Origin of the sequence: Micromonospora sp. NBC_00617, assembly GCF_045161355.1 — a bacterium.
In the GTDB taxonomy this organism is placed as follows: domain Bacteria; phylum Actinomycetota; class Actinomycetes; order Mycobacteriales; family Micromonosporaceae; genus Micromonospora.
In genome coordinates this window covers 5294629-5310684 of sequence record NZ_CP107751.1, presented here as the reverse complement: position 1 = coordinate 5310684, position 16056 = coordinate 5294629, and the positions used below count along the sequence as shown (strand labels likewise).

The window sequence follows — 16056 nt, the reverse complement described above, 5'->3', positions numbered from 1 at the left end:
GCCGGGGTCCCGCGGTGCGGGTGCACCGCGCCCACGGGAGATTACCTACGATGACGGGCACGTACAGTGCCCACCCGCGGGCTTCGGGCCGCGCTGGTACGACAGCAGGGCCGCTTCTGGGGAGGAGACAGCCGTGAGCACGGTCGTGTTCCGCCGACCTCCGCGCCAGCCGGGGCCGGCCTTGCCGCGCGGCGAGGTGCTGCTGGAGTCCCCGCCCGAGCTGCCCGAGCCGACGCCCCGCGGGATGGGGCAACTGCTCATGATCCTGCCGATGGTCTGCGGTGTCGGTGCGATGGCGTTCCTCTACGCCGGCCGGGGCGGCGGCATGATGACGTACGTCGCCGGGGGTTTGTTCGGCGTCTCGATGCTCGGCATGGCCATCGGCTCGCTCAGCAACGGCGGCAACGACAAGGCCGAGCCGAACGCCGACCGCCGCGACTACATGCGCTACCTGGCGCAGATGCGCAAGCGCACCCGGCGGGCGGCGGCCCAGCAGCGGGACGCGATGAACTGGCGGCACCCCGAGCCCGACGCGCTCTGGTCGATCGCGGCGTCGCGCCGGCTGTGGGAGCGGCGGATCACCGAACCCGACTTCGGCGAGACCAGGATCGCGCTCGGCCCGCAGCGGTTGGCCGTGGAGATCGTCCCCCCGGAGACCAAGCCGGTCGAGGACCTGGAGCCGATGAGCGCCATCGCGCTGCGTCGGTTCGTTCGCGCACACTCCACTGTGCCCGACCTGCCGACCGCGTTGTCGGTGCGCGCGTTCAGCCGGGTGGTGCTGCGCGGTGACCGCGAGCCCGTGCTCGATCTGGCCCGGGCCGCCCTGGGGCAACTGGCGACGTTCCACGCCCCGGACGACCTGGTCGTCGCCGTGGTCGCCGCGCCCGACCGGCAGCCGGCCTGGAACTGGGTGAAGTGGCTTCCCCACGCCCACCACAGCGGTCGGACGGACGCGGCCGGCGCGCGCCGGCTGGTCTTCGCGAGCCTGGCCGAGGCCGAGGAGTCTCTCGCGGCCGAGCTGGCCGGGCGACCCCGGTTCGCCGCCGAGGCCAAGGCGCTGACCACCGCGCCACACGTGGTCGTGGTGGTCGACGGTGGTGAGATCTCCCCGACCTGCCAGCTGGTGGGCCAGGGGCTGCTCGGCGTCACCCTGATCGACCTCTCCGGGACGGTGCCGCGCGACGCCGGCCGCTGGCTGCTCTGCCTGGACGTGGGCGACGGCACCACCCTCGACCTGATCCGGGGCAGCTCGTCGTCGCGGCTCGGCCGACCCGACCGGCTCACCGTCGAGGCCGCCGAGGGGCTGGTCCGGCAGATCGCGCCGTACCGGCTGTCGCAGCAGCAGACCAGCAACGAGGAGCCGCTGGCCCGCAGCACGGAACTGCCCGACCTGCTCGGCGTCGGCGACGCCGCGGCCGTGGACGTGCACCAGACCTGGCGGCCGCGCGGTCACCGGGACCGGCTGCGCATCCCACTCGGTGTCGGCCCGGACGGCAACGTCGTCGAACTCGACTTCAAGGAGTCGGCGCACGAGGGTATGGGCCCGCACGGCCTGGTCATCGGCGCGACCGGTTCCGGTAAGAGCGAGCTGCTCCGTACGGTGGTGGCGGCGCTGGCGGTGACCCACTCGTCGGAGGAGCTGAACTTCGTCCTGGTGGACTTCAAGGGTGGTGCGACGTTCGCTTCGTTGGAGGCGTTGCCGCACACCAGCGCGGTGATCACGAACCTCGCCGACGAGTTGCCGTTGGTTGACCGGATGCGTGACGCGCTGGCTGGTGAGATGGTGCGCCGGCAGGAGTTGTTGCGGGCGGCGGGCAACTATGTGTCCCGGTTCGACTATGAGAAGGCGCGGGCGGCCGGTGAGCCGTTGGCGCCGATGCCGAGCTTGTTGATCATTTGCGATGAGTTCAGTGAGTTGTTGGCGGCGAAGCCGGACTTCATCGACCTGTTCGTGATGATCGGCCGGTTGGGTCGGTCGCTCGGTGTGCATCTGTTGCTGGCTTCGCAGCGGCTGGAGGAGGGCAAGCTGCGCGGTCTGGACACGCACCTGTCGTACCGGATCGGGTTGCGGACCTTCTCGGCGGTGGAGAGCCGGATCGTGCTCGGCGTGCCGGACGCGTACGAGCTGCCGAACGCGCCCGGGCACGGCTACCTGAAGACGGACACCAGCACCATGCTGCGATTCCGGGCCGCATACGTCTCGGGGCCGTACCGGGCGCCCGGCCAGCAGGCCTCCGCGTCGCAGGCCCTGGTGCAGCGCCGGATCGTGCCGTACGGCGTCACCTTCATCCCGACGCAGGCCACGCAGGTGTCGGTGGACGCCATGCCGGAGCCGGAGCAGCCGGCCGACGGCAAGGCCGTCGCGATGCTGGACGTTCTGATCGACCAGCTCAAGGGTCGGGGCCGTCCCGCGCACCAGGTGTGGCTGCCGCCGCTGGCGGAACCGCCGGGCCTGGGCGAGCTGCTCGGTCCGCTGGCCGTCGACCCGACCTACGGGCTGTGCACGGCGTCCTGGCCGGGCCGGGGTCGCCTCACCGTGCCGGTGGGCGTGGTCGACCGCCCGTACGAGCAGCGCCGCGACCCGATGATGGTCGAGCTGGCCGGCGCGGGCGGCAACGTGGTCATCGTCGGCAGCTCGCTCAGCGGCAAGAGCACCATGCTGCGGTCGCTGCTGGCCTCGCTGGCGCTCACCCACACGCCACGTGAGGTGCAGTTCTTCTGCCTGGACTTCGGCGGTGGCGCGCTGCGCAGCCTGGAGCGCCTGCCGCACATGGCCGGGGTGGCCGGGCGGCGCGACGTCGAGGCGGTGCGGCGCACGGTGGCCGAGGTCGTGGCGGTGCTGGACGAGCGGGAGATGCGCTTCGCCCAGTACGGCATCGACTCGGTGGCGAGCTACCGCCGTCGCCGGGCGGCCGGCGAGTTCGCCGACGACCCGTTCGGCGACGTGTTCCTGGTGGTCGACGGCTGGAACACCCTGCGCCAGGATTACGAGGAGCTGGAACAGACCATCACGACGCTCGCCAACCGGGGCCTCGGCTTCGGGGTGCACGTGGTGCTCACGGCGGTGCGCTGGGCGGAGATCCGGATCAACATGCGCGATCTGCTCGGCACCAAGTTGGAGTTGCGCCTGGGTGACGCGGCGGAGTCCGAGATCGACCGGCGCTCGGCGATGAACGTGCCGGAGAAGTCGCCCGGTCGCGGCCTGACCCGGGACAAGCTGCACTTCCTCACCGCGATCTCGCGGATCGACGGTCGGCGCGACGTCGAGGATCTGAGCGAGGCGTCGGTAGCGCTCGCCGGGCATGTGGCGGCGAACTGGCCGGGGCGTCCGGCGCCGAAGGTGCGGCTGCTGCCGCGCCGGCTGCCGGTGTCCGAGCTGGCCCGGATCATCGACCGGTCGGCCCCCGGTCTGCCGATCGGCGTCAACGAGTCGGCGCTCGCGCCGGTCTACCTGGACCTGGCCAACGAGCCGCACCTGACGGTCTTCGGCGACGCCGAGTGCGGCAAGACCAACCTGCTGCGGCTGATCGCCCGGGGCATCACCGAGCGGTACACGCCGGCTCAGGCGCGGCTGGTGATCGCCGACTACCGGCGTGGGCTGCTGGGCGCGGTGGAGGGCGATCACCTGCTCGACTACGCGCCGTCCAACCAGGCGTTCGCGCAGGGGCTCGGCTCGATTCGCAGCGCGCTGTCCAACCGGCTGCCCGGCCCGGACGTGACCACCGCCCAACTGCGGGACCGCAGCTGGTGGAAGGGCCCGGACCTCTACATCCTGGTGGACGACTACGACCTGGTGGCCTCCGGTGGCAGCAACCCGCTGAGTGCCCTGCATGAGCTGCTGCCGCAGGCCCGTGACATCGGTCTGCACCTGATCGTCACGCGTCGCGTCGGCGGGGTGTCCCGGGCGCTCTACGAGCCCGTGCTGCAGCGTCTGCGCGAACTGGACTCGCCGGGCCTGCTGATGTCCGGCAACCGGGAGGAGGGCGCCGTCTTCGGCACGCTGCGTCCGAGCCCGCAGCCACCCGGCCGGGGCACGCTCGTCCGTCGACGCGACGGCCAGCAGTTGATCCAGACCGCCTGGTCCGAGCCGGCCTGACCGGGCCGGCCTGACCGAGCCGTCACACCGGGGTTCGCGGAGCCGGGCGGTCCGGAATCGACCAGCGCTGATGCATGGTCGCGGGCCGTCCGGGTCGGATTCCCGTCCGAACGGGCCGCACAAACGACGCGATTCACCGCCATCCATCGAACGCGGCCGGTCTGGGCTGCGGTGGCTGGACGGATTCCGCTACGGTCTTTGGTGGAGTGTCCGTCGGTGGGGTGTTGCTGCCTTGCCGCGGGGGAGGGGCGCGGCAAAGCCGCCGCCACAACATGACGGAAGGGTGTGAAGCATGGCGTTCGAGGTCGAAGCTGCGACTCTGCATACCGCCGCGAGTGACGTGCGGTCCACGCGCAGCGAGGTCGACGGCGAGCTGAAGAAGCTGTGGAACGTAGTCGACGACCTGGCCATGGCGTGGAAGGGTCAGGCGTCCACGGGGTTCCAGTCGCTCATGACTCGCTGGAACGAGGACACCGTGAGTCTGCTGACCGCGATGGACAACATCGCGGATCTGCTCGACAAGTCGGGTACGACGCACCAGGTCAACGACGAGGAGCAGCAGCAGATGCTGGACAAGTTCCATTCTGCTCTCAACCCGTGATCCGTAGCCAGCAGAGGAGGAAGTCGTGACGATCAAGGTTGACTACGCGGTCCTCGAGAGCAGCAACCAGCAGATGCAGGCCATCTCGAAGACCATCGACGAGAAGCTGGACACGCTGCGGTCGATGCTGTCCAAGCTGCAGTGGGAGGGCGAGGACCGGGCCGCCTACGAGCAGCACCAGGCAAAGTGGGACTCGTCGGTCCGGGACATCAACCGGATCCTGAACGAGATCGGTGGCGCCGTCGGCATCGCCCGCGAGAACTACGTCTCCACCGAGATGAGCAACTCCAAGGTGTGGCACTGACACAATCACCGATGCGGCTCCGGTCCGGCTTCGACCGGGCCGGAGCCGCACTGTGTTGGCGTCGGCGAGGTAGTGGGAGAGCGATGCGTACGGGGATGCCTTTCCGATCGACACGGGCCGTGGGTGCCGCCGTGCTGGCGCTGTGCGTCGCGCTGGCGCCCGCGGTGACGGTCGCGCCGGCGCCGGCCCAGGCCGCCGACACGGTCCGGGGCCTTCAGTGGTATCTGGACTACCTCAAGATCCCCGCAGCACACAAGATAACCAAGGGTGCGGGTGTCGTGGTCGCCGTCGTCGACGGTGGCGTGGACGCCAGCCATCCCGACCTGCGCGGCCAGGTGCTGCCGGGGCGTGGCGTCAACGCCGCGGCCGCCCCGGACGGCCGGCGTGACGACGACACGGAATTGGGACACGGCACCAAGATGGCCGGCATCGTCGCCGGGCGTGGCGGTGGCGAGATGCGCGAGCTGGGCATCGCCCCGGCCGCGAAGATCCTCCCGGTCTCGATGGGTGCCAGGTCGAGCACCGACGACGTGGTCCTGGCTGTCCGGTGGGCAGCAGACAACGGCGCCGATGTCATCAACCTCTCGCTGGGCACCGCGCAGGCGGTGGCTTCCCCGGATCTGGTGGACGCCATCAACTACGCGTTGAGCAAGGATGCCGTGGTGGTCGCCTCCGCGGGCAACGTGGAGCAGGGCGACCGACAGGTCACCCCGCCCGCCAACATCCCCGGCGTCGTCGCCGTCTCCGGGTTCGACAAGCGGGGTGGCTTCTTCGCCGGCTCCGTGCAGGGGCCGGAGACCGTCATCGCCAGTCCGATGGACGGCATTGTCGGGCCGGTGCCCAAGGGGGTCTCGCCGAACGGCTACACGCTGGGCAGCGGCACCAGTTCGGCGGCCGCCATCATCTCCGGTGTGGTGGCACTGATCCGCGCCGAGTACCCGAAGCTCGACGCGGCCAACATCATCAACCGGCTGATCAGGACCGCCCGCGACGCCGGCCCGGCCGGCCGGGACCCGCAGTTCGGCTTCGGCAGGGTCGATCCGGTCGCGGCGCTGACCCGATCGGTGCCCGCCGTGACGGCGAACCCGCTCCTGGAGGGCGCAGCCCCGGGCCCGACTCGCCCCGGCGCCGCACGACCAGGTGACGACGACGGCCCGGCGGTCGAGTTCGGCGTCTCGAACAAGGCCGGCGCCATCGTCCAGGTGGGTCTCTGCCTGGGTGTGCCGATCATCGCGCTGATCGTTCTGCTGGTGGTGCTGCGACGCCGCAAGCGGCGCCCACCGCCGGCCGCCGCCAGCCCGTATCCCGGCGCACCCGGCATGCCGCCACCCGGCTGGCCCGCCACCCAACCGACAACGGCCGGGTACGGCCCGCCGCCGCAGCCCGTTCCGGGTTACGGCCCGCCGGGCCAGCCCGGGCACGGGTATCGGCCGTCAGGCCATCCCGCGCAGAGTTATCCGCCGGCGTCGACCGCTCCGGCGCCACCGCCGGGCGCGTCCGGCTGGCCGGGCTCGGGCCAGGCGCCACCGCCACCCGGTCCGCACCAGCAACAGCAGTGAACGCAGACCACCAGTCAGGGTTTCGGGGAGGGGACCGATGACGGACGACAGGACCACCCAGCCGGAACGGTACGTGAACGACGACCTCTACATCCCGGTCCCGGTCGGCGGGATGCCGACGTCAGGTCTGGCCGTGACCGGCTTCGAGATCGACAACGTCAACCACGCCGCGACGCCGAAGGGCCTGGTCACCGCGCCCGGTGAGGCCGGCGTCAAGACCGAGTGGGACGCGACCAGCCTGGACTCGGCCATCACCTGGCTGGAGACCCACGCCGCGTACCTGAACAAGCTGTCCTACGACATGGTCGACATCCAGGACCTGATGGGCGGCGCGACCAGCGGCGTGGCCGGTGGGGCCGGCGGCCAGCCGAGCCCGCTCGGCGGGTTCGACTGGGCGGCCCGGTTGGCTGCCAAGCACCAGGGGCTCTACCAGGGCACCGAGTCCGGTGTCCGGAAACTCTCGCAGAGCCTGTACGACGCGGCGGAGGCGCTGCGCCAGGTCAAGCAGAACTACGAGACGGCGGAGGAGCAGAACAGGATGTCCGCCGCCGACATGCAGCGTGTCTTCGGCGACGTGGCCGGCAACGGCGACGGCCGGTAGGACGGGGGAGGACGACACATGGGCCTGAGCTGGGAAGAGATGTGCCAGAAGGTCGTCATCGACGGCCGGCCTGGTGACGTGGAGAGCGCCGCCCTCGGCTGGGAACAGCTGATCAAGAATCTCAACAACGTCAAGCAGAGCCTCGACACCAACATCAAGGACCTGGGTACGACCTGGAAGGGCCCGGCGTACGAGGCGTTCAAGGGCCACATCGAGCAGATCTCCAAGGACACCGGGCAGATCGTGGCGGACGCGGAGAAGGGCACCGGCATCGTCCAGTCGCTCAAGACCGCCGCCGACAAGCTCACCGCTGCCCAGCGGGAATTCCCGATCCCGGCGACCTGCGTCAATGACGTCCTGGAGGCGCGTAACGCCAAGCTCACCCTCGGGGTCGGCTTCTTCGAGGCGAAGGTCTCGCCGGACTTTTTGGGCTGGCTCGACCCGGTGACCGCGATCGCCGACTGGATCAACGACCAGTCGGAGGACGCGGCCCGGGTCTACCAGCAGGTGAGCGGCGACTACCAGGCCATCGCGCCCGGCACCCCGGGCGACGCTACTGGCACCACGAGACAGGAACCAACAAGCCAGATCCCCAAGCTGGACAACGGCGGCGGCGGCGGCGGCGGCGGTGGTGGTGGCGTACCGAAGCTCGGCGACGGCCTGTCCGCCGGCGACCTCGGTGCCAAGCCCTCAATCGGCACCACCGGCATGCCGGACACCGGCAACCTGCCGAGCGGTTCCAGCGCCCACCCCGACCTCTCGGGCGGGTACGACCCCGGCGCGGGTAACTACCCGAGCACCGGCAGCGTCCCGGGCGTCGGCGGTGCGGACGACGAGTTCAGCAGTGGCCTCGCGGGTGCGGGTGGTGGCGGTTCGCCCGGCCTCGGCTCCGGTCTCGGAGGCGGCGGCCTGGGCTCGGGTGGCCTGGGCTCGTCCGGCGGGCTCGGCGGCGGCGGCGGTGGCGGTCTGGGCAGCGCCGGTGCTCTCGCGGGCGGCGGCGCGCTCGGCCGGGCGGTCTCGCCGGGCATGGGCCCGATGATGGGCGGCGGCGCGGCGGGTGCCGGTCGTGGCGGTGGCCGGGGCGCCGGTGGCCGACTCGGCGCGGGCGGCAAGCTGGGCGGCGGCATGGCGCCCGGTATGGGTGGCGTCGCCGGTGGTGGTGGTGCCGGCGCCGGTCGGGGTGGCGCCGGGCGTGGCGCGACGGGGGCCGGTGGTCGGGGCGCGGGTGCTCGCGGCGCCGGTGGCGTGGCCGGGACGGGCGGCGGTGCCGGCTACGGCGAGGAGGACACCGCCCGCAACACCTGGCTGGAGGAGGACGAGGACGTGTGGGGTGCCGACGGCGGTGGCACCTCCGGCATCCTGCGCTGAGCTTTTCGCGTCACGGCGCTGCTGCGGTCAACCGCAGCAGCGCCGTGACGTGTCCCACGGGCCAAGCGTTGCGGTGGGCGGTGCCGACGCTCAGCCGGTGACCGGTTCGTCGGTACGTCGGCCCGGCCGCCAGCCGCGTCGGCGGCCGCGCGCCATGATCGGTCGCGTGATCAGCAGCAGTACGGCGAGCAGAGCTCCCACCGCGGCGGCCCAGATCGCGACGGTGCGCTGCCAGCTCAGCGGGTCGGCCGCAGGGGTGGGTGCGGCAAGCGCGCCGATCGGCGGGTTGGTGCGGGTCCCCAGCAGGCTCGACACCGCCCGGTACGGGTTGACCACGCCGTAGCCGACCTCGGCGTTGCGCCCCTGCGGCGGGTTGTCCGCCGTCCGCTCCAACCGGTCGGCGACCTGCTGCGGGGTGAGATCCGGGTAGGCGGCCCGAACCAGCGCGGCCACCCCCGAGACGTACGCGGCGGCGAAGCTGGTGCCACCCGTCGGTTCGGCGCGGTAGCCGGATCCACCCGGCGCCGGGCCGATGATGTTCAGTCCCGGCGCGGCGACGTCGACGAAGGTGCCGCTGACCGAGGTGCCCACGTGCCCGCCCTGCTCGTCCACGCCGCCGACGGCGATCACCCCGGGGTACGCCGCCGGGTAGGCGGGCTTGTCCTCCTGGGTCTCCTGCCGGTTGCCGGCGGCGGCGACCAGCACCACCCGCTTGGCGAGGGCGCGTTCGACGGCCTGTGCCAGTTCGGGGCGGGGCAGGGTCACCAGGGACAGGTTGATCACGTCGGCGCCGTTGTCGACCGCCCAGTCGATGGCTGCGGCGATCTGCCCGGGCAGCCCCTCGTCGTTGGTGCCCTTGGCGTTCGGCAGGACCCGGATGGGCAGGATGCGCGCTGCCGGGGCGATACCGCTGAACGGCACCCCGGTGCCGTCCTTGCCGGCGATGATGCCGGCGACCATCGTGCCGTGACCGGCCAGGTCACACTGCCCCTGGTTGGCCGCCAGGTTGTTGAAGTCGCGGCCCTCGAGCACCTGGCCCTTCAGGGCCGGGTGGATGGCGGAGACCCCGGAGTCGATGACCGCAACCGTCACCCCGGCGCCCCGGGACAGCGGCCACGCCGAGGCCGGATCCAGCCTTCGCAGCGCCCACGGCATCTGCACCAGGCCGTCCTCGCCGGGCGGGCCGCAGGTGGGCGCTGCGGCGGCGGCCGGGGAGGAGGGGACCAGCAGGGCGGCGCCGAGCAGGGCCGCCAGCGTGCCACTGAGGACAGCTCGGACGCCACGGCGGGACGGCTCGGTCGCGCTCGGCGGCAGGCATTCGCGCACCCGCAGAGAGTACCGCCGCACCGCGTCGGGCAGCCGCCCGCCGACGCCGTTCCGGGCGGGACCGATGACGTCGCTCAGCGGCGGGCGCAACGAGCCGGTCCGGGCGGGGTGGCGGGTCGCCGGTCGAAGCCGGCGTGCGTCGACGACGGTCAGGGCGGGGACGCGACGTCGTCGGCGGGTGCTTCGGCGAACAGCGCGAGCAGGTCGCCGACCTGACGGTCGGCCTCGGCGGGGTGCCGGAAGTGGCCGGCGGGGTTCAGGGTGTACTCGTTGCGGCGCCCCACCCGGGTGCGGTGCAGGTAACCGCCGGCCTCCAGGTCGGCGACGATGGCCTGGGCAGCCCGTTCGGTGACGCCCACCTCGGCCGCCAGGTCGCGCAGCCGCGCGGTGGGATCGCGGGCGATGGCCAGCAGCACATGCCCGTGGTTGGTGAGGAACGTCCAGTCCCGGCCGCCTCCGGCCGTCGCCGCGCTCGTCATCGTGGAGCCGCCTCTCCGGTTGTCCGCCCCACCCCGTGCCGGCCGGAGGGTCGGGCCAGGTGCCGACGGACCGGCCCGGTCCCAGCGGCCGAAGGGCCGGTTCGGGGTCTACGTATGAAATCTAAATCACGCATATCTTGACGCATCTTGCGGTGCGTGTGACGGTGGAGCCTGAGCCAGCGCCCACCGCCGGCCCGACTGAAGAGCCTCTTGAGCAGGTCAAACGCGTGGAAAAGAGGTGCGGGAATGAGCCGTTCCGGTACGCCTGGAGGGCAGCCCGGTCCGCAGCGGGCCGCCGATCGAGCGTCGACGCCGACCGAGCCGGCCCGAGCGTACGCCGAGCTGGCCGCCGGCAACCGGCGCTTCGTCAGCGGGGTGCCGCGCCACCCCAACCAGGACGCCGGGCACCGGGCCGCCGTGGCCGACGGGCAGCACCCGTTCGCGGTGATCGTGGGCTGCTCCGACTCCCGCCTGGCCGCTGAGATCATCTTCGACCGGGGGCTGGGCGACCTCTTCGTGGTCCGTACGGCCGGGCACACCGCGGGCCCGGAGGTGCTGGGCAGCGTGGAGTACGCGGTGATCGTGCTCGGCACTCCACTGGTGGTGGTTCTCGGCCACGACTCGTGCGGTGCCGTGCAGGCTGCCCGCGAGGCGGCCGCCACCGGCGTCGCGCCCCCGGGGCACCTTCCCGCGGTGGTCGACGCGGTGCTGCCCAGCCTGCGACGTGCCACCGCCGAGGGCGTGGACGACATCGACGGCATCGTCGACATTCACATCGCGCAGACCGTCGAGACGCTGCTCGGGCAGTCGCCCGTGCTGGCCGACGAGGTGGCGCAGGGGCGGTGTGCGGTGGTGGGCATGTCGTACCGGCTCGCCGCCGGCGTGGTGCGCCCGGTGACCCCCGAACCGGCGGGTGCCGCGCCGTCCGACGCGCCCGGCGCCTCGGACGCCCCGGCAGCTTCCGCCGCCGCCTGATACGACGAGGGCCGCCCCGCCTGGTAGCGGGACGGCCCTCGGACTTCGTGACGCCGAGTCAGAGCAACGACATGTGCACGTGGTCGGTGTGGTTCGACGGCCCGCTGTACGACTTCCAGCCGGTTGCCGGGAACCAGATCTGCCGGTTCCAGATCACGTAGTAGATGCCGAGGCGGTCGGCGTTGCGGATGAGGAACGCGGCGACGTTGTTGCCGTACATGCGGGTGTCGTTGTTGTGCCACGGGCTGAAGCCGCTCTTCTGCAACGACCAGTCACAGGCGCGGCCCTTCGGGTGCTCGTACGGGCCACCGTTGCGGTGACAGCCGACGAACCGGTTGAACCCGGCCCGCTTGACCTCCTTGTACGCGTGCAGGGTGCGCGGGGTGACGCAACCGGAGGTGGTGGGGTCGTCCTCGCTGCACGACTGGGGCTTCCAGTCACCGTCGGCGGTGCGACCCGGGGCGATCCGGGCGACCGGCGAGACGGCGTCGACCAGGCCGCCGGTGAAACCCTGACCGCCGACCAGCGCGAGGGCCTTGTCCGCGTCGCGCTTGTCCTTCGCCATCAGGGCGGTCTGCTTCTGCTGCTCGCGGACCTCCGCGTCGAGGGCCAGCTTGGCCTGCTCGGCGCGGGACTTGACCGTGTTGACCTCGGCGAGCTTCTTCTCGTTGACCATGTTCATCTCGTCGAGCGCCGCGGCCCGCCGGACGAACGAGTCCGGGGCGTCGCTCTCCAGCAGCATCGCGATCGCGCCGATCCGTCCGGTCCGGTACGACTGGGCGGCGATCTGCCCGACCTGCGGGGCCAGCGCCTCCAGGTCGGCCTTGGCCCGCTCGACCTCCACCGCCAGCTCAAGCTGCCGCTTCTTGGACTTGTCCAGCTTGGACTTGGCCGCCACGTAGTCCCGGTTGGTCTGCTCGATGACGTCGTTGAGGAGCTTGGGTTCGTCTTCCTCTTCGTGCCCGGACGGTGCGGGGGTCGTCGGGGCGGCGTGGGCCGGGAGGGGTCCGGCGAACACGGTCAGCGCAGCGAGCACGGCCACCACGGGTGTCAACCAGCGGCGTAGGGGTGCCGTCACAATGTTCCCTTCCGTCGACCGCCGACCGGGTTAGCTGACGGGTTCGGAGCGGAAGTGGCCCCTACCGCTGTCGCGGATTCACCCCACGTACCTGGGTCCCCGGCTCGCCGGTTGGCGATTGGGCGGTGGCACCGCAGGCGCCGCTGCGCGCCTTCGTCGGTGGCCGGCAGCGAGGTTACCCGAGAATCCACCGCCTGAGCTACGTCCTGATGCCGACTAAAAGTGTCATTTCGCCATGGCGTTGAGTGAGCAGTGACGCGGTTCTCAGGGCGGATGCCCGATCCGGTCACGCTGAGGAGTCTCACCATGCCGTATCAGTGCTCCTGTTCGGCTCTGGCCACGCGGTGGTGGCGGTGGGTGGGGGTGCGTTCCGCTCCGGGTCGGGCCCGTCGGGCCGGCCCCGCGGCGGGGAGCTGAGGGCGGCCAGTGCCTCCGTCCGGTCCGGACGGGGGCGCGGTGTCAGGACGTCGGCGTCCGCGCCCTGCGCCGGCGTCGACCCGGCCGCGGTCACCACGGCGGCCAGCCCGGTGGTGAGGGGTACGGCGGCGATCAGGCCGAGCGTGGCGACCGCGCTGCGGACGATCTCCTGGGCGAGGAACTCGCTCGTCAGGATCTGCCCGAGGGGGCGGGTGTCGGCGGTGAGCAGGAGCAGCAGCGGTAGTGACGCACCCGCGTACGCCAGGACGATGGTGTTGACCGTGGAGGCGATGTGCGCCCGGCCGACCCGGGTGGCCGCCCGGTAGAGCTGTAGCCGGCTCAGACCGGGATTGGCGTTCGCCAGCTCGGTGACGGTGGCGGCCTGGGTGACGGTCACGTCGTCGAGCACCCCGAGTGAGCCGATGATGATCCCGGCGAGCAGCAGGCCGCGCAGGTCGACATGGGCCTGGAACATCGACAGCGTGGTGGCGTCCTCGCTGCCGAAGCCGGTGAGCCGGGTGGCGGCCGTGGCGATGGTCGCGAGCACGCCGGTGAGCACCAGGCTGCCCAGGGTGCCGAGCACCGCGACCGAGGTCTGCGCTGTCACTCCGTGTGTCAGGTAGAGCACCACGAACATGATCAGGGCTGCGCCGACCACCGCCACCAGCAGCGGTGACCGGCCGGCGCTGATGCCTGGCAACACGAAGGTGAGCAGGATGGCGAAGCTGGCGGCCAGCCCAGCCAGCGCGGCCAGGCCCCGCCACCGGCCGAACGCGACGATCGCGGCGGCGAAGACCACCGCGAGCCACACCAGCGGCGTTCCGCGCTGATGCTCGGCGATGTTCCAGCTGCTGGTGGCGGGATCGGCCGGGTCGGCCAGCTCGACCAGGACGACGTCGTCGCCGACCTCGACCCGTGGAGCGCCGGGTCCGGCGGGGACGGGCGTCCGCACCTGCTGGCCGGCGCTCGGCCCGTCCTCGACCCGTACGTCCACCGTCCCGCACGGCCCGGTGGCCGGCGTGCCCTCCGGGCTGGCCGACGGTGGGCAGGGTTCGGTCACCACCCGGGTCACCGTGCCGTGGTGGCGCGGCGCGTCCGTGCCGCCGCCGGTCTGCGGCGCCCCGTCCCGTGGCCAGAGCACCACGGCGGCGACGACGGTGGCCACGAAGAGCGGCACCACCGTCGCGACGAGGATCCGCCGGACCCGGGGCGGGGCGGGGCGGGCGGTATGGCTGTGGTCGGAACCCAATGCGAGAACTCCCAACGATCCGGTGCGGGGTACGTGCCGACGGGCCGGGCGGTTCACCTCCGCCGGACGAACGCGGTGACGAGCGCATCGAATTGCTGGTTGACGACGCGACGACCACGGGCAGTGACAGGCCGGCCCGGCTGGTGGGCGGCGGCAGCACCGCATCGTGGCGGTGCCGATGCCGGACTGCGTGGCGGGGTCCGCTGAGCCATCGTCGGAGATGCTAGTCAGCCGGGCCGGGGGTCGCAGGTCGTGGCGGAGTGTCGGACGCGCCCGCCCGCGCGCCGTCCACCGGAGCGCGGGGCGCGCCACTCCGGGCCGGACCGGCCCACGGCTCGGCCCGTCAGGAGTCGGCCCCTCAGTCGCGCTTCAGGAGCCGGCCCTCAACCGCGCTTCATGAGCCGGCCGACGGCCGCCATCATCTCGGTGGCCATTTCGTCGGCCCGGCCCTCGGCCGCGCCCTCGTGCATGCAGTGCCGGGCGTGCCCGTCGAGCAGACCCAGGGCCACCTTGTCGAGCGCGGCCTGGATCGCGGAGATCTGGGTGAGCACGTCGATGCAGTAACGGTCCTCGTCGACCATCTTCTCGATGCCCCGGACCTGCCCCTCGACGCGGCGGAGCCGCGCGAGCAGTTGGTCCTTGCTGGCGGTGTACCCGCGGATCGGCGTGGGTGCGGTCATGGCGACGAGGATAGCGTACCCCTGGGGGGTATGGTAACGTCCCGCGTGTCCGATACCCCCACCGGGTACCGGTACCGGACCGGTCACGAGTCCGCCTCGCCCTTACCCCTGGGGGGTATAGGCTGACGGACGACGAAGGGAGCGATTCAATGGTCGACACGACGTACCAGGTGCGGGGCATGACCTGCGGGCACTGCGTCAGCGCGGTCAGCGCCGAGGTGGGCGCCATCGCCGGGGTGCGCGACGTGCAGGTGGATCTCGCCACCGGCCGGGTCACCGTCACCAGCGAGCAGCCGGTGGCCGTGGAGTCCGTCCGGGCCGCGGTCGACGAGGCCGGTTACGACCTCGTCGAGGCGTGAGCGGGAGGCCCGGGATGAACACCGTGACCAGAATGAGCGGGTTCGCCCTCGGCCTCGCGGCGGTCTTCGGCGCGGCGTACGGGGTCGGCCGGGTGGTCGACCCGGTCGCCGAGGGTCGGCCCGACGGCGGCGCCGCCCACACCCCGGGCTCCACCGTGCAGGACGAGGTGACCGACCAGGTTCCCGGCGGCCTGCTCGTCTCCGACCGTGGCTACACGCTCGTTCCGGTCGCCGCCCCGGCGGGCGAGTTCGCCTTCCGGATCGGCGGGCCGGACGGCCGGCCGGTGACCAGGTACGACGTGGCGCACGACAAGCGGATGCACCTGATCGTCGCCCGGCGGGACCTGTCCGGCTTCCACCACGTGCACCCCGACCTCGCCCCGGACGGCACCTGGCGGGTCGAGACCCCGCTGGACGGCCCCGGGCAGTGGCGGGCATTCGCCGACTTCACGCCCACCGGGGGCGAGGCGCTGACCCTCGGCGTGGACGTGACCGTCCCCGGTGAGCTGACCGAACGACCGCTGCCCGCCCCGGCGAGCAGCACCACCGTCGACGGCTACACCGTCACCCTGGCCGGTGTGCCGCAGCCCGGCCGTACCTCGGCACTCGCCCTGAGCGTCAGCCGCGACGGGCGACCGGTCACCGACCTGGAGCCCTACCTGGGGGCGTACGGGCACCTGGTGGCGCTGCGCCGGGGCGATCTCGCGTACCTGCACGTACACCCGGACGGAACGCCCGGCGACGGACGCACCCGGTCCGGTCCGGAGATCACCTTCTTCGCCGAGGTGCCGTCGGCCGGCAGCTACCGGCTCTACCTCGACTTCCGGCACGGCGGGCGGGTGCACACCGCCGAGTTCACCGTCGTCGTCGGCACCGCCTCGACCGGGGGCGACCTTACCCCGAGCGGGCCGGCGCCGACCGAGCACGGCGCCCCCGGCCACGGGCACAACTGACGGGACCAGAC

The 16056-nt window shown here is 72.3% G+C and carries 14 protein-coding genes and 1 riboswitch; of the genes, 9 read left to right on the top strand and 5 right to left on the bottom strand.

All coding sequences use genetic code 11. The annotated features are described in order from the left end of the window. The first annotated feature begins 133 nt into the window (after nt 1–133). The 6 genes from eccCa to OG505_RS24350 all read left to right on the top strand — a co-directional run bounded on the left by eccCa (nt 134) and on the right by OG505_RS24350 (nt 8529). Nucleotides 134–4096, top strand: a complete 3963-nt coding sequence (gene eccCa / locus OG505_RS24375; protein WP_405427892.1) for a type VII secretion protein EccCa — start codon at nt 134–136, stop codon at nt 4094–4096. A gap of 292 nt (nt 4097–4388) precedes the next feature. Next, nucleotides 4389–4697: a WXG100 family type VII secretion target gene (locus OG505_RS24370; protein ID WP_355049151.1), complete on the top strand. Its 309-nt coding sequence runs from the start codon at nt 4389–4391 to the stop codon at nt 4695–4697. Between the two features lie 25 nt (nt 4698–4722). Then, nucleotides 4723–5001, top strand: a complete 279-nt coding sequence (locus tag OG505_RS24365) for a WXG100 family type VII secretion target (protein ID WP_405427890.1) — start codon at nt 4723–4725, stop codon at nt 4999–5001. Between the two features lie 131 nt (nt 5002–5132). Then, nucleotides 5133–6560: a S8 family serine peptidase gene (locus OG505_RS24360; protein WP_405427888.1), complete on the top strand. Its 1428-nt coding sequence runs from the start codon at nt 5133–5135 to the stop codon at nt 6558–6560. Nucleotides 6561–6597: 37 nt separating this feature from the next. Next, nucleotides 6598–7161, top strand: a complete 564-nt coding sequence (locus OG505_RS24355; protein ID WP_405427886.1) for a hypothetical protein — start codon at nt 6598–6600, stop codon at nt 7159–7161. 18 nt (nt 7162–7179) lie between these two features. Next, nucleotides 7180–8529, top strand: coding sequence for a WXG100 family type VII secretion target (locus OG505_RS24350; RefSeq protein ID WP_405427884.1), 1350 nt, complete (start codon nt 7180–7182; stop codon nt 8527–8529). 90 nt (nt 8530–8619) lie between these two features. Here OG505_RS24350 and mycP read toward each other — a convergent pair whose 3' ends face one another. Beyond that, the gene (mycP, locus tag OG505_RS24345) at nt 8620–9855 is read right to left on the bottom strand and encodes a type VII secretion-associated serine protease mycosin (protein ID WP_405427882.1); all 1236 of its coding nucleotides are present in this window, start codon (nt 9853–9855) and stop codon (nt 8620–8622) included. Between the two features lie 149 nt (nt 9856–10004). Beyond that, complete coding sequence (locus tag OG505_RS24340; RefSeq protein ID WP_405427880.1) at nt 10005–10334, bottom strand: helix-turn-helix transcriptional regulator; 330 nt, start codon at nt 10332–10334, stop codon at nt 10005–10007. Nucleotides 10335–10580: 246 nt separating this feature from the next. Here OG505_RS24340 and OG505_RS24335 point away from each other — a divergent pair, with 246 nt between their 5' ends. Then, the gene (locus OG505_RS24335) at nt 10581–11309 is read left to right on the top strand and encodes a carbonic anhydrase (RefSeq protein WP_405427878.1); all 729 of its coding nucleotides are present in this window, start codon (nt 10581–10583) and stop codon (nt 11307–11309) included. Between the two features lie 58 nt (nt 11310–11367). On the opposite strand, the gene OG505_RS24330 is transcribed toward OG505_RS24335, so the two are convergent. The 3 genes from OG505_RS24330 to OG505_RS24320 form a co-directional block, all read right to left on the bottom strand. Next, nucleotides 11368–12387, bottom strand: coding sequence for a coiled-coil domain-containing protein (locus tag OG505_RS24330; protein WP_405427876.1), 1020 nt, complete (start codon nt 12385–12387; stop codon nt 11368–11370). Nucleotides 12388–12391: 4 nt separating this feature from the next. Then, nucleotides 12392–12522: riboswitch (cyclic di-AMP (ydaO/yuaA leader) on the bottom strand. A 166-nt stretch (nt 12523–12688) separates the two neighbouring features. Further along, nucleotides 12689–14053 (bottom strand): YibE/F family protein, encoded by a 1365-nt coding sequence (locus tag OG505_RS24325; RefSeq protein ID WP_405427874.1) that lies wholly within the window; start codon nt 14051–14053, stop codon nt 12689–12691. A gap of 383 nt (nt 14054–14436) precedes the next feature. Next, nucleotides 14437–14733 carry a metal-sensitive transcriptional regulator gene (locus OG505_RS24320; RefSeq protein WP_007454936.1) on the bottom strand — a complete coding sequence of 99 codons (297 nt, stop codon included), beginning with the start codon at nt 14731–14733 and terminating at the stop codon, nt 14437–14439. 149 nt (nt 14734–14882) lie between these two features. On the opposite strand from OG505_RS24320, the gene OG505_RS24315 reads away from it, so the two are divergent. Together OG505_RS24315 and OG505_RS24310 are read left to right on the top strand one after the other, a co-directional pair. Further along, entirely contained in the window at nt 14883–15092 is a 210-nt protein-coding gene (locus OG505_RS24315; protein WP_405427872.1) for a heavy-metal-associated domain-containing protein, read from the top strand. Between the two features lie 14 nt (nt 15093–15106). Continuing rightward, nucleotides 15107–16045, top strand: coding sequence for a hypothetical protein (locus OG505_RS24310; RefSeq protein WP_405427870.1), 939 nt, complete (start codon nt 15107–15109; stop codon nt 16043–16045). The last annotated feature ends 11 nt before the right edge of the window (nt 16046–16056 follow it).